At 66.6% G+C, this 18,427-nt stretch carries 21 protein-coding genes; 19 read left to right on the top strand and 2 right to left on the bottom strand.

Annotation, left to right across the window (positions count from 1 at the left end):
- Window positions 1-105: 105 nt before the first annotated feature.
- Window positions 106-1,026 (top strand): hypothetical protein, encoded by a 921-nt coding sequence (locus AC6H42_RS04025; RefSeq protein WP_497547461.1) that lies wholly within the window; start codon window positions 106-108, stop codon window positions 1,024-1,026.
- A gap of 25 nt (window positions 1,027-1,051) precedes the next feature.
- Here the strand turns inward: AC6H42_RS04025 and AC6H42_RS04020 are convergent, their stop codons facing one another.
- Complete coding sequence (locus AC6H42_RS04020; protein WP_057153082.1) at window positions 1,052-1,696, bottom strand: FMN-binding negative transcriptional regulator; 645 nt, start codon at window positions 1,694-1,696, stop codon at window positions 1,052-1,054.
- A gap of 109 nt (window positions 1,697-1,805) precedes the next feature.
- Between AC6H42_RS04020 and AC6H42_RS04015 the strand changes: the two genes are divergently transcribed.
- The 3 genes from AC6H42_RS04015 to AC6H42_RS04005 all read left to right on the top strand — a co-directional run bounded on the left by AC6H42_RS04015 (window position 1,806) and on the right by AC6H42_RS04005 (window position 3,704).
- Complete coding sequence (locus AC6H42_RS04015; RefSeq protein ID WP_057153083.1) at window positions 1,806-2,711, top strand: LysR family transcriptional regulator; 906 nt, start codon at window positions 1,806-1,808, stop codon at window positions 2,709-2,711.
- A 113-nt stretch (window positions 2,712-2,824) separates the two neighbouring features.
- Window positions 2,825-3,082, top strand: coding sequence for a hypothetical protein (locus tag AC6H42_RS04010; RefSeq protein ID WP_057153084.1), 258 nt, complete (start codon window positions 2,825-2,827; stop codon window positions 3,080-3,082).
- Window positions 3,083-3,242: 160 nt separating this feature from the next.
- Complete coding sequence (locus AC6H42_RS04005) at window positions 3,243-3,704, top strand: cache domain-containing protein (RefSeq protein ID WP_057153085.1); 462 nt, start codon at window positions 3,243-3,245, stop codon at window positions 3,702-3,704.
- On the opposite strand, the gene paaX is transcribed toward AC6H42_RS04005, so the two are convergent.
- Window positions 3,705-4,631, bottom strand: coding sequence for a phenylacetic acid degradation operon negative regulatory protein PaaX (paaX, locus tag AC6H42_RS04000; protein WP_497547462.1), 927 nt, complete (start codon window positions 4,629-4,631; stop codon window positions 3,705-3,707).
- A 202-nt stretch (window positions 4,632-4,833) separates the two neighbouring features.
- On the opposite strand from paaX, the gene paaA reads away from it, so the two are divergent.
- From paaA to AC6H42_RS03925, 15 genes are all read left to right on the top strand, one after another.
- Entirely contained in the window at window positions 4,834-5,823 is a 990-nt protein-coding gene (paaA, locus tag AC6H42_RS03995) for a 1,2-phenylacetyl-CoA epoxidase subunit PaaA (protein WP_057153087.1), read from the top strand.
- A gap of 11 nt (window positions 5,824-5,834) precedes the next feature.
- Window positions 5,835-6,119 (top strand): 1,2-phenylacetyl-CoA epoxidase subunit PaaB, encoded by a 285-nt coding sequence (paaB, locus tag AC6H42_RS03990; RefSeq protein WP_057153088.1) that lies wholly within the window; start codon window positions 5,835-5,837, stop codon window positions 6,117-6,119.
- Window positions 6,120-6,132: 13 nt separating this feature from the next.
- Window positions 6,133-6,897, top strand: coding sequence for a 1,2-phenylacetyl-CoA epoxidase subunit PaaC (gene paaC / locus AC6H42_RS03985; RefSeq protein WP_497547460.1), 765 nt, complete (start codon window positions 6,133-6,135; stop codon window positions 6,895-6,897).
- Window positions 6,898-7,485: a 1,2-phenylacetyl-CoA epoxidase subunit PaaD gene (paaD, locus tag AC6H42_RS03980; RefSeq protein ID WP_057153089.1), complete on the top strand. Its 588-nt coding sequence runs from the start codon at window positions 6,898-6,900 to the stop codon at window positions 7,483-7,485.
- A 13-nt stretch (window positions 7,486-7,498) separates the two neighbouring features.
- On the top strand, window positions 7,499-8,575 hold the full coding sequence (gene paaE, locus AC6H42_RS03975; protein WP_057153090.1) for a 1,2-phenylacetyl-CoA epoxidase subunit PaaE: 1,077 nt from the start codon (window positions 7,499-7,501) through the stop codon (window positions 8,573-8,575).
- Between the two features lie 49 nt (window positions 8,576-8,624).
- On the top strand, window positions 8,625-9,416 hold the full coding sequence (paaG, locus tag AC6H42_RS03970) for a 2-(1,2-epoxy-1,2-dihydrophenyl)acetyl-CoA isomerase PaaG (RefSeq protein WP_057153091.1): 792 nt from the start codon (window positions 8,625-8,627) through the stop codon (window positions 9,414-9,416).
- 3 nt (window positions 9,417-9,419) lie between these two features.
- A complete protein-coding gene (gene paaH, locus AC6H42_RS03965) occupies window positions 9,420-10,997 on the top strand; it encodes a 3-hydroxyacyl-CoA dehydrogenase PaaH (RefSeq protein WP_497547459.1) in 1,578 nt (525 codons plus the stop codon).
- A complete protein-coding gene (gene paaI, locus AC6H42_RS03960; RefSeq protein ID WP_057153093.1) occupies window positions 10,990-11,451 on the top strand; it encodes a hydroxyphenylacetyl-CoA thioesterase PaaI in 462 nt (153 codons plus the stop codon). Before paaH ends, paaI begins: the two co-directional genes overlap by 8 nt.
- A gap of 23 nt (window positions 11,452-11,474) precedes the next feature.
- Window positions 11,475-12,800, top strand: coding sequence for a phenylacetate--CoA ligase PaaK (paaK, locus tag AC6H42_RS03955; protein WP_057153094.1), 1,326 nt, complete (start codon window positions 11,475-11,477; stop codon window positions 12,798-12,800).
- Between the two features lie 9 nt (window positions 12,801-12,809).
- Window positions 12,810-14,015, top strand: a complete 1,206-nt coding sequence (gene pcaF / locus AC6H42_RS03950) for a 3-oxoadipyl-CoA thiolase (RefSeq protein ID WP_057153095.1) — start codon at window positions 12,810-12,812, stop codon at window positions 14,013-14,015.
- Between the two features lie 33 nt (window positions 14,016-14,048).
- Complete coding sequence (locus AC6H42_RS03945; protein ID WP_057153096.1) at window positions 14,049-15,197, top strand: ABC transporter substrate-binding protein; 1,149 nt, start codon at window positions 14,049-14,051, stop codon at window positions 15,195-15,197.
- Window positions 15,198-15,210: 13 nt separating this feature from the next.
- Entirely contained in the window at window positions 15,211-16,086 is an 876-nt protein-coding gene (locus AC6H42_RS03940; RefSeq protein WP_057153097.1) for a branched-chain amino acid ABC transporter permease, read from the top strand.
- On the top strand, window positions 16,083-17,084 hold the full coding sequence (locus AC6H42_RS03935) for a branched-chain amino acid ABC transporter permease (RefSeq protein ID WP_057153098.1): 1,002 nt from the start codon (window positions 16,083-16,085) through the stop codon (window positions 17,082-17,084). Before AC6H42_RS03940 ends, AC6H42_RS03935 begins: the two co-directional genes overlap by 4 nt.
- Window positions 17,077-17,832, top strand: coding sequence for an ABC transporter ATP-binding protein (locus tag AC6H42_RS03930; RefSeq protein WP_057153099.1), 756 nt, complete (start codon window positions 17,077-17,079; stop codon window positions 17,830-17,832). Before AC6H42_RS03935 ends, AC6H42_RS03930 begins: the two co-directional genes overlap by 8 nt.
- 8 nt (window positions 17,833-17,840) lie before the next feature.
- On the top strand, window positions 17,841-18,427 hold a 587-nt coding region (locus tag AC6H42_RS03925), incomplete at its 3' end, for an ABC transporter ATP-binding protein (protein ID WP_497547458.1).

Genomic DNA, 18,427 nt, shown 5'->3' with positions numbered 1-18,427 from the left:
AGTTCCGCCAGGACCAGAACCAGTGGGCCTCGGTGGCCGAAGCCACCATGCAGAATTACCTGATCAACGCCGGCCGCCGGTAGCGGCGCGGCAGGGCGCTTCGCCATGACCGGGGGATACTTCGTCGGCATCGCCGTGCTGCTGGTGCTTGTCGTTGGACCGGCGGCACTGGGCCTGGCCGGATGGTTCAAGACCCGCCGCGCTCCGCCGGCCCCGCAACCCGGCGGCAGCGTGCGATGGCGCTGGACGCTGATGTCGGCGTTGCTGTATGTCTTCGCTTTCAATCTGACCTTCTTCATCCAGGAGCTGTTCCTGGTGCTGCCCAAGGCCCTTACGCCGGGTTTGCGCCCGACCCTGTTCCACAACAACCACCGCTGGGAGGGCGAGAACCCGCTGGCAAGCCTGTTCCAGGGGACAGGCGCGCTGGCGACCTTGCTGGCGGGTGGTTTTTGCGCATGGCTGTTGTGGCGAGGCAGCGGCAAATCGGCCGCCGCGCGCCTGTTGCTATTCTGGATGGCGTACAGCGGGATCTTCATGGCGTTGCCGCAGGTGGCCATCGGCGCGCTCAGCACCCAGAGCGATGTGGGGATGGCGATGGCGTACCTGGGGACCACGCAGGCCGCCAAGCTGACGGCGGCGTTGCTTGCGCTTGGCGCCATCCCCCTGTTCGCCGGCTGGCTGCGGCAGCGCTTGCTCGACCAGGTTGGCGGCGTGGACCGTATCCCCGGTCCCACGGGCAGCAAGCTGCTGCTGTTCGAGCTGGCCGCGCTGCCGGCGGTGCTGGCGCTGCCCGCGATTTTCCTGTTCCGCATTCCCAGGGACTGGACGGAAGTGGTCCTGGTGCCGGTGGTGGTGAGCATCGCCGGCGTATTCTGGATGCAGGCCGGAGCCTGGCGCCCCGGCACGGGCAGCGTCAAAGGTGCCGGCGGCGCGGCGGCGGCGTCGGTTGCCTGGCCGCTTTGCGCGGTTGCGGCGCTGTTGCTGGTCTTCCAGCTGTTGTTGAGACCGGGTGTGCGCTTCTACTGACGGCGCCCAGGCTGCCTGCCGGTGCTTACGCCGCCGCGGGCAGCGGCAGGTCGAGCTGGTGCCATGCGGCCATGGCGCCGGCCAGTTCCAGGCTGCCATGGCCGCCCTGGCGCAGCAGGCCGCGCATGCTGTCGGCCAGCACCTCGGGCGTTTCTCCCTGGCCCAGCTTGAATTGCCCCTGTAGCGTGCGGACCCGGGCGCGAAAGGGCACGATGTACTGGCTCAGCACCTCGTAGCGCGGGCTTTCCGCCAGCCGCCACGGGCACGCCTCGCCCGCGTCCATCTGGTCGACCAGGGCCTGCAAGGCCGCGCGCGTGGCGTCCGGGCCGCTGCCGAACTCCAGGTCGACGTCGAACTGCGCCATCTCGTAGTTCCAGGTGGGTGCGTTGCGCCGGTCGCGCAGCCAGGCGGACGAGATGTAGCCTTGGGCGCCGGTGAACACCAGCAGCGCCCGGCCCGACTGGCGCAGGCTGGCCAGCTGCGGATTGTGCGTGGACAAGTGGCCGATGAACTCCAGCCCGCCGCCTTCGGTGCGCTGCAGCACCAGCGGCAGCGGGGTGGCCTGCGAGCCGGCATCGCCATGGCTGACCAGCAGGGCCAGCGGGTGGCGCTTGACGAGGTCTTCGATCGGCTGCAGCTCGGCTGGGCGGAAAATACTGGTGTGATACATTGCGCGTCTCCGGTGGGTTGGTGCGGCCATTGTGCGGCGCGCGCCGGGGCGGCGAAAGGCACGCCGTGCAATCGGCGCGTTCACCGGTGAACAACAGAAAGGGCGGGACATGGCGGGCAGCGGCAAACTGGGATGGGGCGATTTGCATGTGCTGCACGCGGTGGCCAGCACCGGCTCGCTGTCGCAGGCGGCGGCGCTGCTGGGCACCAGCCATCCCACGGTGTTCCGCCGCATCCAGGCCATTGAGCAGACCCTGGGGGCGACGCTGTTCGAGCGCAGCCGCCAGGGCTATCGCGCGACCGCCGCGGCGGCTGAACTGCTGGAACTGGCCGAACATATTGCGCAGCGGCTGAACGACATGTCCGCTCCTGCCGCGCACGGCGCCGTCGGCGGCACGGTGCTGCTGAGCACGACTGAAACGATGCTGCCGACCGTGCTGCCGCCGGTGCTGGCCCGGCTGCGGGAAAGCGCGCCCGGGATACTGGTCGCGCTGGACATTGCGGACGGCCTGGCCAATCTGCAGCGGCGCGAGGCCGACGTGGCGCTGCGGGCCGGCGGCCAGCCGCCGGACGACCTGGTGGGCCGCGTGGTGTGCGGCATCGAGACCGCGGTGTACCGGCCGGCGGCGTGGCGGCCGGTCGACGAGGCGCGCCTCGCCGCAGTGCCGTGGGTCTGCCTGGATGACGGTTTTGCGCACCTGGCGTCGCTGCAGTGGCTGAAGCAGCGTGGCCTGCTGGCGCGCGCCGCCGCGCGCTGCAACAGCACCGTGGCCGTCATGCGGCTGGCGGAGCAGGGCATGGGCCTGGCGGTGCTGCCGTGCTACCTGGGCGACGCCAGCCCCGCGCTGCGGCGCGTGCTGCCGCCGCAGCCGCAGTTCCGGTCCGGGCTGTGGCTGCTGTCGCACGCCAGCACGCGCGGCGTGGCGCGCATCGGCGCCGTGCTGGAGGCGCTGGGCGACGGCCTGCGGCGGCAGGCGGACCTGTTCGAAGGCCGCCGTCCCTGGCCGGAGCCTTGATCGGCAAAGTCCACTTTCCCTGAGCCAGATCAACATGGGCTGCGCGCCGGCTTGCTATGTTGGCTTGCGGCCCTCCGCATTGTGCGGCCGCGCCGCGCTACCAGGAGACCACCATGGATCATTGCGGACCGGACCACATTGAAGTGCTGGACAAAAAAATCACCGCGCTGAGCGACGCGCTGGCGCACCTGGGCCAGGGCACCACGCTGAAAGAGCTGCTGCGCATCATCCGCTTCCCCGGCTACACTACCCCCGCCGAGTTCGCTTTCTCGGTCGCCATGCTCGACAGCATGGCCCACCAGGCCCGCATGCTCGAACAAATGGGCGACGATCTGCTCGCGGCCGCCAAGCAGGTGGGGCAGGAGGGCTGACGCGCGCTGCCGGCCTGTGGCTGCATTCAGTCCGCGGTCCCGCCGCCTTCCCGCCTGTTGCGCCGCGCTGACAAACCCTTGCGCTGAGGAAAATGTACGCTACACTGCCCTGGCCGCGTGCCGGGGCAGTGCGGCGTTCTTCCACTCTGAGGGGACATAGATGAAGCAGCTGTTTCGGGTAGTGTTGGCGGCCTTGCTGGCCTGTTCGTTCTTGCCGGCTGCGTCGGCGGCGAATGTGGGATCGGCGGACGAGGCGGTGGCGATGGTGAAGAAGGCGGCCGCCTACATCGCGGCCAACGGCAAGGACAAGGCCTACGCTGAAATTAACAACCCCAGCGGCCAGTTCAAGGACCGCGACCTGTATATCGCCGTGCTGGACACCAGGGGCGTGACCCTGGCGCACGGCGGCAACGCCAAGCTGATCGGCAAGCCCATGATCGACCTGAAGGACGTGGACGACAAGCACTTCATCAAGGCCTTCCTCGACGTGGCCGCCACCAAGGGCAGCGGCTGGGTCGACTACAAGTGGCCGAATCCGGTGAGCAAGGCCATCGAGAAAAAGTCCACCTACGTGGAGAAGGCCGGCGACCTGGTCATCATCTGCGGCATCTACAAAGGCTAGTCAGTTCAGTCCGCCGAAGCGCTGGTAGAAGGCGGGGCCGGCTTCGGCGGCGGTGTCATCCTCGCGCCGCAGCACGGCCAGCACGTGCTGCTCGGTGGCGCCCGCCACCAGGCGGTACAGTTCGCGCGCCAGCTCGTAGGCGGCGGCGCCCGGCCATGGATCGGGCAGCAGTTCCACCGGCAACTGCGGGTCGTGCAGCTGGACCCGGCGGTAGGCATGGATCAGCAGCGAGCGGATCACGAAGGCCTGCTCCGGCGCCGGGTGGTGCCCGCCGCGCAGCAGGGCCAGCAGCGGCTGGAACTGCGCGATGAATTGCTGGTAGCCATCCATCACGCCGCTCAAGTCCCAGCCCTCGTCTATCATTTCCCGCAGCGGACGGCCGCTGCGCGCGCCCGGCATCTGGGCGGCGTGGCAGATGAACAGCTTGTCGCGCGTGCCGGTGCGGGCCAGCAACTCGTCGAGCGTGTCCGGATTGCCGGCCGGGTGGCCGAACACGCCCGCCGACACCAGGCCGTAGCCTTCCCACACCAGTTCCTTGCGCAGCAGCGTGCGCTCCGCCGCGCCCAGGCTGTTGCCGCTCATCACCAGCGTCCAGTTGCCGTCCCAGTGCAGGTGCAGCGGCGAGTAGACGCGGCGCTGCGCGCGCGCCAGGCGGGCCTGCGATTCGGGCGGAATGGAGTACGACGAGCGCCGCCCGTCGCGCTGGGACACCAGCCAGCCCTCCTGCGCCAGCCGGAACACCGAGGTGCGCAGCAGCCTGTCGTTGACGCCGAACGGCGCCAGCAGCTCGATCAGGCTGCCCAGCCACACCACGCCGCCGTGCGGCACGATGGCGTCGCCGAAGATGGTCATGACCAGCGATTTGGAGCGCGGCGGGTCGCTGGCCAGGAAGTGGGCTATCCATTCGTTGCTGTTCAGGGTTTTCATCTTGCGCACGGGTGTTTTTCTCTCAAGCGGGGAGTTTACTTTGCTGTGGCTTCGGCGCAGCATTATTTTTCTTGGATCGGGCCATTCTGGCATCAACACGCCGCAAAGGGATACAGTTTTTTGATTTGAGTCAAAAAAACAGTATGCAAACGAATTTTTGTATCGTATGATGATTTTACACCCTTGACCAAGGAGACAAAACATGTACGCACAGATGGTTGAAACCGGCCTGAAGAAAGTTCAGACGAACGAGGACATGAGCGCCGACGAGCGCGCGTTCCAGGCCCGCATCGACGCCGGCGTGAAGATCGAGGCCAAGGACTGGATGCCCGACGCCTACCGCAAGACACTGATCCGCCAGATCTCCCAGCATGCCCATTCCGAAATCGTCGGCCAGTTGCCCGAAGGTAACTGGGTGACGCGCGCGCCCACGCTGAAACGCAAGTCCGTGCTGCTGGCCAAGATCCAGGACGAAGCCGGCCACGGCCTGTACCTGTACAGCGCCGCCGAAACGCTGGGCGTTTCGCGCGACGAACTGCTGGCCGCCCTGCACAGCGGCAAAGCCAAGTATTCCAGCATCTTCAACTACCCCACGCTGAGCTGGGCCGACATGGGCGCCATCGGCTGGCTGGTGGACGGTTCGGCCATCATCAACCAGATCCCGCTGTGCCGCTGCTCCTACGGTCCGTATTCGCGCGCCATGATCCGCGTGTGCAAGGAAGAGTCCTTCCATGCGCGCCAGGGCTACGACATCATGATGTCGCTGGCCAAGGGCACGCCGGAACAGAAAGCCATGGCGCAGGACGCGCTGAACCGCTGGTGGTGGCCGTCGCTGATGATGTTCGGCCCGTCCGACGCCGAGTCGGTCAACAGCGCGCAGTCCGCGCAATGGCGCATCAAGCTGTTCTCGAACGACGAACTGCGCCAGCGCATGGTCGACCAGACCGTCCCGCAAGCCGAATACCTGGGCCTGACCGTGCCCGATCCCGACCTGAAATTCAACGCCGAAACCGGCCACTATGAATTCGGCGAAATCGACTGGAGCGAGTTCCAGGCTGTGCTGAAGGGCAACGGCCCGTGCAACCGCGAGCGCCTGCGCACCCGCGTCAAGGCCTACGAGGACGGCGAATGGTTCCGCGACGCGCTGGTAGCCTACGCCGACAAACACAAAGAGGAGAAGGCTGCGGCCTGAGGAGACATAAGATGAGCAAAGAATGGCCATTGTGGGAAGTATTCATCCGCAGCCAGCACGGCCTGGCGCACAAGCATGTGGGCAGCCTGCACGCGTCCGACGCCGCCATGGCGGTCAACAACGCGCGCGACGTCTACACCCGCCGCAATGAAGGCGTGAGCATCTGGGTGGTGAAAGCCACCGACATCGTGGCCAGCAGCCCGGGCGACAAGGACGCGCTGTTCGAACCGTCCAACAGCAAGGTTTATCGCCATCCCACCTTCTTCCCGATGCCGGAAGAAGTGAAGAACCTGTAAGCGGGACGCGGTCATGGATAAACTCATGGACGATAAACTCGCCTGGCTGCTGCGCCAGGGCGACAATGCCCTGATCCTGAGCCAGCGCCTGTCGGAGCTGTGCGGCAAGGGGCCGGCGCTGGAAGAGGATATGGCGCTGACCAATGTGGCGCTGGACCTGCTGGGCCAGACCCGCATGTGGTACACCTGCGCCGGCGAACTGGAAGGCGCCGGCCGCGACGAGGACCGGCTGGCCTACCACCGCGACGCGCACGATTTCAAGAACTGCCTGCTGGTGGAGCAGCCGAACGGCAACTACGCCGACACCATGGTGCGCCAGTTCTACTTCGACACCTGGCACTACTTCTTCATCGGCGCGCTGACCAGGTCCGGCGATGAGCGCATCCGCGAGATCGCCGAGAAGTCGCTGAAGGAAGTGACCTACCACCTGCGCCGCAGCGGCGACCTGATCGTGCGCCTGGGCGACGGTACTGAAGTCAGCCGCGCCAAGACGCAGACGGCGGCCGACGAGCTGTGGATGTACACCGGCGAGTTCTTCAACTACGACGCGGTGGACCAGGCCATGGTGGCCGCCGGCGTGGCCCCGGCTTGCGAGCCGCTGCGCGCGCAATGGCTGGCGCACGTGCGCGACATCTTCGGCGAAGCCACGTTGACGATGCCGTCGCCGGACGCCTGGATGCAGAAGGGCGGCAAGCAGGGCGTGCACAGCGAGCACCTGGGCTACCTGCTGGCCGAAATGCAGTTCCTGCAGCGCGCCTATCCCGGATCGGAGTGGTAAGTGAACGCCGCCGCCGCTGTTGCCGCCACGGGCGCCGCCGTCACCGCTGAGCAGGTCTGGGCCTGGCTCGCCGAGGTGGCCGATCCGGAAATCCCCGTGATCTCCGTGGTCGACCTGGGCATCGTGCGCGACGTGGCCGTGGCGGAGGGCGGTGCTTGCACCGTCACCATCACGCCCACCTACTCGGGCTGCCCGGCCATGCAGGTGATCGCGGACGCCGTCACCGACGCGCTGCGCGAGCGCGGCATCGCGCAGGTGGACCTGCGCACGCAGCTGTCGCCGGCATGGACCACCGACTGGATGAGCGAAGAGGGCAAGGCCAAGCTGAAGGGCTACGGCATCGCCCCGCCCGCGCAGCAGGTGGTCGACATCAGCGGCTTGCGCCGCGGGGCTTCCGGCACTGCCGACCTGGCCGCCGGCCTTCGTGCCAATATCAAGCGCGGCGCCATTGCGCGGCCCAAGGTGGTGTGCCCCCATTGCGGCTCCAGCCACACCGAAAACACCAGCCAGTTCGGTTCCACGCCTTGCAAGGCGCTGTACAAGTGCCTCGATTGCCGCGAGCCGTTCGACTACTTCAAGTGCCACTGAGAGCATAACCATTATGAGCAAATTCTATCCGCTGTCCGTCGCCCAGGTGAGCAACGAAACGCGCGACTGCATCGCCGTCACCTTCGCCGTGCCGCCCGAACTGGAAGAGAGCTTCAAATACCAGCAAGGCCAGCACCTTACGCTGCGCACCCATATCAACACCGAAGACGTGCGCCGCTCGTACTCGATCTGCTCCGCCGTGCAGGACGGCGCGCTGCGCGTGGCCATCAAGCGCACGCCCGGCGGCATGTTCTCCACCTGGGCCAACGACACGCTGAAGCCGGGCACGGTGATCGAAGTGATGCCGCCCATGGGCCACTTCAACGTGCCGCTGAACGCCGCCAACCGCAAGAACTACATGGCGTTCGCGGCCGGCAGCGGCATCACGCCCATCCTGTCCATCATCAAGACCACGCTGCTGACGGAGCCGAACAGCCGCTTCACGCTGTTCTACGGCAACCGCGCCTCGTCGTCGGTGATCTTCAAGAACGAACTGGCCGACCTGAAGGACATTTACACCGACCGCCTGAACATCGCTTACGTGATGAGCCGCGAGCAGCAGGATATCGAACTGTTCAACGGCCGCATCACCAAGGAAAAAGCGCAGCAGTTCCTGCAGCACTGGGTGCGCGTGGCGGACTACGACAACGCCTTCATCTGCGGCCCGGAAGACATGATGCACGGCGTCTCGGCCGCGCTGCAGGAAGCGGGCATGCCGAAGGCGAACATCAAGATCGAACTGTTCGCGGCCAGCATCCCGAAGCACCAGCACAAGCCGCGCGCGCAAGCAGAGGTGGGTACCGGGCTGACAGAGGTGACGGTGGTCATGGACGGCAACCACACCATGTTCACCATGGACCGCGACAAGGAATCCATCCTGGACGCCGGTCTGCGCGCCGGCATCGACATGCGCTACTCGTGCAAGGGCGGCGTGTGCTCCACCTGCCGCTGCAAGGTGCTGGACGGGAAAGTGGACATGGACGTGAACTACGCGCTGGAAGACTACGAGATCGCGCGCGGCTTCGTGCTGAGCTGCCAGAGCTTCCCGGTGACGGACAAGGTGGTGGTCGACTTCGACCAGCACGAATAAACCTGGGCTCAGACCCGCTGGGTCCGACCCCTGCTTTAACGGAGACGCCATGAGTTACGAGAACATCCTGTTTGAAATCAAAGGCGGTATCGCCAAGCTGACCCTGAACCGCCCGGACAAGCTGAACAGCTTCACCCAGGCCATGCACCTGGAAGTGCGCGACGCGCTGGCCAAGGTGCAGGCAGACAAATCCGTGCGCGTGCTGCTGCTCACCGGCGCGGGACGCGGCTTCTGCGCCGGCCAGGACCTGGGCGACCGCGCCGTGGAACCCGGCGCCGCAGGCGTGGACCTGGGCGACTCGGTGGAGAAATTCTACGCCCCGCTGGTGCTCACGCTGCGCAGCCTGCCCATGCCCGTCATTTGCGCCGTGAACGGCGTGGCGGCAGGCGCAGGGGCCAACCTGGCGCTGGCCTGCGACATCGTCATTGCCGGCAAATCGGCCAGCTTCGTGGAAGCGTTCTGCCGCCTGGGCCTGATCCCGGACACCGGCGGCACCTGGATCTTGCCGCGTTTGATCGGCATGGCGCGCGCCACCGGCCTGGCCATGCTGGGCGAGAAGCTCACCGCCGACCGTGCCGAGCAGTGGGGCCTGATCTGGAAAGCCGTGCCCGACGAACTGCTGATGACCGAAGCCGCCGCCATGGCCGAACACTTTGCCGCCGCGCCGACCAAGGGCCTGGCCTTCACCAAGAAAGCGCTGCAGATCAGCCACTGCAATTCGCTGCCCGAGCAGCTCAAGCTGGAAGGTGAGATGATGCGCGAGCTGGGTTACAGCCATGACTACCGCGAAGGCGTGGCCGCCTTCATCGGCAAGCGCACGCCCGAGTTCAAAGGAGAGTAAGCAATGGCAGCTCTGGATAAAGCCAGCGTCGTCGCCGTCATCGGCAGCGGCGCCATGGGTTCGGGTATTGCGCAGGTGGCGGCGGCCGCCGGCCACACGGTCAAGCTGTACGACACGCGCGCCGAGGCGGTGCACAAGGCCATCGCCGACATCGCCAAGGTCTACCAGAAGCTGGTGCACAAGGAGCGCATGAGCGCCGCCGACGCGCAAGCCGCCACTGCCCGCCTGCAGGCGGCCGACGGCCTGGCCGGCATGGCCGATGCCGCGCTGGTGGTGGAAGCCATCGTCGAGAACCTGGACGTGAAGCGTTCCCTGTTCGCCGACCTGGAAGGCATCGTTGGCGACGAGTGCATCCTGGCCACCAATACTTCCTCGATTTCCGTCACCGCCATCGCCGCCAGGCTGCGCCGCCCGCAGCGCCTGGTGGGCATGCACTTCTTCAATCCGGTGCCGCTGATGGCGCTGGTGGAAGTGATCAGCGGCCTGGCCACCGAACCTGCCGTGGCAGAGACGGTGTCCGATACGGCGGTCGCATGGGGCAAGAATCCGGTGTACGCCAAGTCCACCCCCGGCTTCATCGTCAACCGCGTGGCGCGCCCGTATTACGCCGAAGGCCTGCGCCTGCTCAACGAGCAGGCCGCCGACGCCGCCACCATCGACGCCGTGATGCGCGAGGCGGGCGGCTTCCGCATGGGGCCATTCGAGCTGATGGACCTGATCGGGCACGACGTGAACTACTCCGTCACCCAGTCGGTCTTCAACGCCTATTACAGCGATCCGCGCTTCACGCCGTCGGTGATCCAGCAGGAGCTGGTGAACGCCGGCTTCCTGGGCCGCAAGTCGGGCCGTGGCTTCTACGCCTACGGCGACGGCGCCGTGGTGCCGCCAGCGCAAAGCGAGGCGGCGCAAGCCAGGCCTGAATACGTGAGCTACAGCGTGGAACCAGGCGCCAGTGGCGCATCGTGCGTGACGGACGCCGTGCTGGCGCGCTTCCAGGAGCGCGGCATCGCCGTCACGCTGCGCAAGGCCAGCGAGGCGCACGGCCACGCTGCGGCGATCGTGCAGGAGCATGCGCCGGCCTTCCATTGCAACGGCGCGGCCGTCTATCTGACCGATGGCCGCAGCGCTACCCAGCGCGCGGCCGACAACAAGCATCCGGACACGGTGGTGTTCGACCTGGCGTTCGATTACGGCAAAGCCACCCGCATCGCCATCGCCGCCGCCGACCAGTGCAGCGCTTCAGCGTACAGCGCCGTGGTGGGCCTGTTCCAGGCTGCCGGCTTCGCCGTGACGAAACTGGACGACGTGCCCGGGCTGGCCGTGATGCGCACCGTGGCCATGCTGGCCAACGAAGCGGCCGATGCGGTCAACCAGGGCGTGTGCAGCGCGCAGGGCGCGGACGTCGCCATGCAGAAGGGCGTGAACTATCCGCGCGGGCCGCTGGCCTGGGCCGACGCCGTCGGCGTCGATCGCATCGCCACCGTATTGGGCAACCTCGCAGCCGCTTATGGCGAAGACCGCTACCGCGTGTCGCCGCTGCTGCGCCGCAAACAGGCATCGGGAGCGAAATTCCATGCATAAAGACGCACCGGTTTTAACCGCCGCCGAGGCGCAGGCGCTGGCCCGGGCCGCCGGCGACGCGATGTATGCGCGCGACCGCGCCACCCAGGCCATGGGCATGCTGCTGGCCGAGATCCGGCCCGGCTATGCGCGCATGACCATGCCGGTAAGGGAAGACATGCTGAACGGGCACCAGACCTGCCACGGCGGCTTTATTTTCGCGTTGGCGGACAGCGCCTTCGCGTTTGCGTGCAACAGCCACAACCAAAACACGGTGGGCGCCGGCTGCACGATCGAGTACCTGGCCCCCGGCCGCCATCACGACCTGCTGACGGCCGAAGCCGTGGAGCAGGCGCTGGCCGGCAAGAGCGGCATCTACGACGTCAAGGTCAGCAACCAGGACGGACGCATCATCGCCCTGTTCCGTGGCAAGTCGCACCGCGTCAGCGGAGAAGTGGCGCCGCAGCAGGGTTAGTTCAAGAATACGAGGAGACAGCAATGGTTCAACGCAATCCCGCCCCAGCCGACCTGGAGCCTATCGAACGCGCCAGCAAGGACGAGCTGCAGGCGCTGCAACTGGAACGCATGAAGTGGACGTTGAAGCATGCGTATGAAAACGTGCCGCACTACCGCGCGGCATTCGACGAGAAGGGCGTGCATCCGGACGACCTGAAGACATTGGCCGACCTGGCCAAGTTCCCCTTCACGGACAAGAAGACCCTGCGCGACAATTATCCCTTCGGCCTGTTCGCGGTACCGCGCGAGAAAGTGGTGCGCATCCACGCCTCTAGCGGCACCACCGGCAAGGCCACCGTGGTGGGCTACACGCAAAACGACATCGACACCTGGGCCAACGTGGTGGCGCGCTCCATCCGCGCCGCGGGCGGCCGCGCCGGCGACATGGTGCACATCTCCTACGGCTATGGCCTGTTCACCGGCGGCCTGGGCGCGCACTACGGCGCCGAGCGGCTGGGCTGCACCGTGATCCCCATGTCCGGCGGCCAGACCGAGAAGCAGGTGCAGCTGATCCAGGACTTCAAGCCCGAGATCATCATGGTCACGCCGTCCTACATGCTCAACATCATCGAGGAATTCCAGCGCCAGGGACTGGACGCGGCCGAATCGTCGCTGAAGGTGGGCATCTTCGGCGCCGAACCGTGGACCGACGCCATGCGCGCCGAGATCGAGGCGCGCGCCGGCATCGACGCGGTGGACATCTACGGCCTGTCCGAAGTGATGGGCCCCGGCGTGGCCAGCGAATGCATCGAGTCGAAGGACGGCCCGGTGATCTGGGAAGACCATTTCTACCCCGAGATCATCGACCCCGACACCGGCGAAGTGCTGCCGGACGGCTCGGACGGCGAACTGGTGTTCACCTCGCTGTCGAAGGAAGCGCTGCCCATCATCCGCTACCGCACGCGCGACCTGACCCGTTTGCTGCCGCCGACTTCGCGCTCCATGCGCCGCATCGGCAAGATCACCGGCCGCTCGGACGACATGATGATCATCCGCGGCGTGAACGTGTTTCCGACCCAGATCGAAGAGCTGATCTGCAAGATGCCGAAGCTGGCGCCGCAATACCAGCTGGTGGTGAGCCGCGACGGCCACCTGGACAAGCTGGACGTGATCGGCGAACTGCGCCCGGAGCTGACCGGCAAGCTGACCGCCAACGAAGTGGAGGCGCTGGCGCGCGAGCTGGAACACGCCATCAAGACCTATGTCGGCGTCACCACCCGTGTCAGCCTGCTGGCATCGAACAGCATCGAACGCACCATGACCGGCAAGGCCAGGCGCGTCATCGACAAACGACCAAAGATAGTCTAAGGAACCAACATGAACGAAGCATTCATCTGTGACGCGGTACGCACCCCCTTCGGCCGCTACGGCGGAGCACTTTCCGGCGTGCGCGCCGACGACCTGGCGGCACTGCCCATCGCCGCGCTCAAGGAGCGCAACCCCGGCGTCAACTGGGCCGAGGTGGACGACGTCTACTACGGCTGCGCCAACGGGGCGGGCGAGGACAACCGCAACGTGGGCCGCATGGCGGTGCTGCTGGCCGGCTTGCCGGTCGACGTGCCGGCCAACACCATCAACCGCCTGTGCGGTTCCAGCCTGGACGCGGTGGGCATCGCCGCGCGCGCCATCAAGTCCGGCGAGGCGCACCTGGTCATCGCCGGCGGCGTGGAGAGCATGACGCGCGCGCCTTTCGTCATGGGCAAGGCCGACAGCGCCTTCTCGCGCGCCGCCAAGATCGAGGACACCACCATCGGCTGGCGCTTCGTCAATCCGCTGATGAAGGCGCAGCACGGCATCGACTCGATGCCGGAGACGGCGGAAAACGTGGCCAATGAATTCAACATCAGCCGCGCCGACCAGGACGCGTTCGCCGTGCGCAGCCAGCAGCGCTGGGCGGCAGCCCACGCGGCGGGCCACTTCAAGAGCGAGATCGTGCCGGTGACGATCCTTCAAAAGAAGGGCGAAGCGAAGGTTGTCGACACCGACGAGCACCCGCGCCCGGACACCACCATCGAGATGCTGGCCAAGCTGAAGGGCGTGGTCAAGCCGGACGGCAGCGTCACGGCGGGCAATGCGTCCGGCGTGAACGACGGCGCCTGCGCCATCCTGCTGGCTTCGGCTGCGGCGGTGGACAAGTACGGCCTGAAGCCGCGCGGCAAGGTGCTGGGCATGGCAACTGCGGGCCTGGCGCCGCGCATCATGGGCTTCGGCCCCGCGCCCGCATCGAAGAAGGTGCTGGCGCAACTGGGCCTGACCATAGAACAGATGGACGTGATCGAACTGAACGAAGCGTTCGCCGCGCAGGGCCTGGCCGTGACGCGCGACCTGGGCCTGGCCGACGACGCCGCCCACGTCAACCCGAACGGCGGCGCCATCGCTATCGGCCACCCGCTGGGCGCCTCCGGCGCGCGCCTGGTAACGGCCGCGCTGAACCAGCTGGAACGCACGGGCGGCCGCTATGCCCTGTGCACCATGTGTATCGGAGTGGGGCAGGGCATTGCACTGGTAATTGAACGCGTTTGAACACGATCCAAAACTAAAACTACGGAGACAACAATGTTCACGAATATCCTGAAAAAGACCGCCATCGCCGCTTCCTTGATCCTCGCCGCCGGCAGCGCGCTGGCCCAGAACATCAAGATCGGCTCGGTGCTGTCGGTATCCGGCCCGGCCGCCTTCCTGGGCGATCCCGAGCTGAAAACGCTGCAGATGTATGTCGAGAAGATCAACGCCGAAGGCGGCGTATTGGGCCGCAAGCTGGAACTGGTGCACTACGACGACGGCAGCGACGCCGCCAAGGCCAACGGCTTTACCAAGCGCCTGATCGAGTCCGACAAGGTCGACGTGCTGATCGGCGGCACCACCACCGGCGCCACCATGGCCATGGCGCCGCTGGTGGACAAGGCGGGCCTGCCGTTCATCTCGCTGGCCGGCGCGGTGGTCATCATCGACCCGGTGAAGAAGTGGGTCTTCAAGACCCCGCACACCGACCGCATGGCTGCCGAGAAGGTATTCGAGGACATGAAGAAGCGCGGCATCAGCAAGGTGGGCCTGCTGTCCGAAACCAGCGGCTTCGGCGCCTCCGGCCGCAAGGAATCGCAGATTGTCGCCTCCAAATACGGCATCACGCTGGTGGCCGATGAAACCTACGGCCCGAAAGACACCGACGTCACGGCCCAGCTGACCCGCATCAAGAACACCGCAGGCGTGCAGGCGGTGTTCGTGTTCGGCCTGGGCCAGGGCCCGGCGGTGGTGACCAAGAACTACGGCCAGCTGGGCATGACCGCGCTGCCGATGTACCAGTCGCACGGCGTGGCGTCGGACGAGTATCTGAAGCTGTCCGGCAAGGCCGCCGAAGGCGTGCGCCTGCCGACGCCTGCGCTGCTGATCGGCCAGATGCTGCCGGCCACCGACCCCCAGAAGGCCATCGTCACCGGCTACGACAAGGCTTACCGCGACCGCTACAAGGTGGAACCATCGACCTTCGGCGGCTACGCGCTGGACGCGCTGAACCTGTCGGTGGACGCCATCAAGCGCGCCGGCGGCACCGACAAGGAGAAAGTCCGCACCGCGCTGGAACAGACCAAGGGCTTCGTGTCCACCACCGGCGTGTTCAACATGACGGCCAAGGATCACATGGGCCTGGACCTGTCGGCGTTCCGCATGGTCGAAGTGAAGAACGGCGACTGGCAGTTGCTGAAGTAAGCACGGGACCGCTATGCTCGCCCAATTCCTGCAATTCCTGTACTCGGGAATGACGGTCGGCTCCGCCTATGCACTGGCGGCGCTCGGCTTTACCATCATCTACAACACCAGCGGCGTGATCAATTTCGCCCAGGGCGAATTCATCATGCTGGGCGGGATGCTGGCCGCGATGATGGCGGGGGCGGGCGTGCCGCTGCCGCTGGCCATCATCGGCGCCGTCATCCTCACCGCCATTGTCGGCCTGGTGATGGAAAAAGCGGTGATCGAACCGGCGCAGAACGCGCAGGTGGTCACGCTGATCATCATCACCATCGGCGCCTCGCTGGTGGTGCGCGGGCTGGTGCAGATCTGGCTCGGCAAGGGCACGCACACGCTGCCAGCCTTCTCGGGCGACGCGCCGATCGAGTTCCTGGGCGCCAGCCTGCTGCCGCAAAGCCTGTGGGTGCTTGGGGTGACCCTGCTGATCGTGGCGGCGCTGGGCTGGTTCTTCGGCCGCACGCTGCTGGGCAAGGCCATGCTGGCCACCTCGCACAACAAGCTGGCCGCGCAGCTGGTGGGCATCAACACGCGCCGCGTGCTGCTGCTGTCGTTCGGCCTGGCCGCGCTGCTGGGCGCCGTCGGCGGGGCGCTGCTGGCGCCCATCACCTACACCTCCTATGACGCCGGCATCATGCTGGGCCTGAAGGGCTTCGTGGCGGCGGTGCTGGGCGGCTTGGGCGGCGGCGTGGGCGCCATCGCGGGCGGGCTGATACTGGGCATCGCCGAGGCCATGACGGCCGGCTACATTTCGTCGGCCTACAAGGACGCGGTGCCCTTCGTGCTGATCCTGCTGATCCTGTTCTTCATGCCGCGCGGACTGTTCGGCGCCAAAGTGTCGGAGCGCGTATGAAGACCTTCGCTTCCCGCCGGGTGGCACATCCTGGCCTGCTGATCCTGGCGCTGGTGCTGGCCGCGCTGCCGCTGCTGCTGCCGAACGCTTACTACTTCGACGTGGCGATCCGCATCGCCCTGAACGCGGTAGTGGTCATCGGCCTGAACCTGCTGATGGGCTACACCGGCCAGATCAGCCTGGGCCACGCCGGCTTCTTCGGCCTGGGCGCGTACGCCTCAGCCGTGCTGACCACGCATTTCAACTGGCCACCGGCGGCCGCGCTGGCTGCCGGCGCCGCCGCCACCGGCCTGCTGGCTTTCGTGCTGGCGCGCCCGGTGCTCAAGCTGAAAGGCCACACGCTGGCCATGGCCACGCTGGGCCTGGGCATCATCATCTCGATCGCCATCAACAACGAGGGCCAGTGGACCGGCGGGCCGGACGGCATTTCGGTGCCTGGCTTCGCCGTGTTCGGCTTTGAAATCACCGGCGAAAAATCGTGGTACGCCGTGGCTGCCGCCTTGCTGCTGCTGGTGACCTGGTTCGCGCTGAACCTGATCGATTCGCCGGTGGGCCGCGCGCTGCAGGCCATCCACGGTTCCGAAGTCGCTTCGCGCGTGGTCGGCATCGACACGACACGCTTCAAGGTGCGGGTGTTCGTGCTGTCGGCCGTGGTGGCCAGCATCGCGGGCAGCATCAGCGCGCACTACATCGGCTTCATCACGCCCAATATGGCGGGCTTCTTCCACTCCATCGAGCTGGTGACGATGGTGGTGGTGGGCGGCATGGCGTCGGTGTTCGGCTCCATCCTCGGCGCCGCGCTGCTGACCTTGCTGCCGCAGCTGCTGTCCGCCTTCGAAGGCTGGGAAGTGGTGGTGTTCGGCGCCATCCTGATGCTGACCATGATCTTCCTGCCGCGCGGCCTGGTGCCGTCGCTGGCGCGCCGCCGCAGCAAGCCGGCGCCGGCCGAAGGCGCTGCGCTGCAGCTGGTGAAGAAGCAGGGAGGCGGCCATGCTTGAGATCCGCAACCTGAGCAAGAGCTTCGGCGGCGTGCACGCGGTGCAGGACGTGAGCTTTGCCATCAAGGAGGGCTCCATCCATTCGGTGATCGGTCCCAACGGCGCCGGCAAGACCACGCTGTTCAACCTGATCACCGGCGTCTACACGCCGACCAGGGGCGAGATCCTGCTGCGCGGCGAGAACGTGGCCGGCATGTCGCCGGACGCGCTGGCGCGGCGCGGCATGAGCCGCACCTTCCAGAACCTGCAGATCTGCCTGAACATGACGGCCATCGACAACGTGATGGTGGGCGCGCACCTGCGCCTGAACCAGAACCTGTTCGCGTCCATGCTGCGCCTGCCGTCGGTGCGCAAGGCCGACCGGGTGTGCCGCGACGAGGCCGCGCAGCTGATGGATTTCGTCGGCGTGGGCCAGTATGTGGACGCCGACTCGACCCAAATGCCGTACGGCGCGCTGAAACGGCTGGAGATCGCGCGGGCGCTGGCGGCGCGGCCGAAAGTGCTGCTGCTGGACGAACCGGCCGCTGGCCTGAACCACACCGAGACCGGCGAGATCGAGGCCTTGATCCGCAAGGTGGCGCAGTCCGGCGTGACGGTGGTGCTGGTGGAGCACGACATGAAGCTGGTGATGAATCTATCCGACCATATCCTGGTGCTGGACTACGGCAAGAAGCTGGCCGAAGGCACGGCGGCCGAAGTGCGCGCCAATCCGGACGTGGTGGCGGCCTATCTGGGAGCGGCAGCATGAGGGATGCCATGACGAACAATACCGACGTGACGGTGAAGCCGCTGGTGCTCGAAATCAAAGGGCTCACCAGCCACTATGGCCGTATCCAGGCGCTGCACGGCATCGACATCGAAGTGCGCCAGGGACAGCTGGTGGCGCTGGTGGGCGCCAACGGCGCGGGCAAGACCACGCTGCTGCGCGCCATCTCCGGCGTGCAGCCTATCAGCGGCGGCAGCATCCACTTCAGCGGCCAGGACGTGAGCCGCGCCAGCGCGGACAAGCGCGTGCGCGCCGGCATCTGCCAGGTGCCGGAAGGGCGCCAGGTGTTCGGCCCCATGTCGGTGCAGGACAACCTGCTGCTGGGCGCCTACACCCGGCCCAAGGGCGAGGTGGAGGCGGAGATGGAGCGCATGTACCAGCTGTTCCCGATCTTGAAAGAAAAGCGCCTTCTCCTGGCGGGCACGCTGTCAGGCGGCCAGCAGCAGATGCTGGCCATGGCGCGCGCGCTGATGGGCAAGCCTTCGGTGCTGCTGCTCGATGAACCCAGCATGGGACTGGCGCCGCTGCTGATCGCCGAGATCTTCCGCATCGTCGCCAGCCTGCGCGACCAGGGCAT

The sequence above is a fragment of the Massilia sp. NBRC 108631 genome (assembly GCF_059704565.1).
Note: the sequence above shows the minus strand (reverse complement) of the source record. Positions and strands in the feature narration are given on the sequence as shown.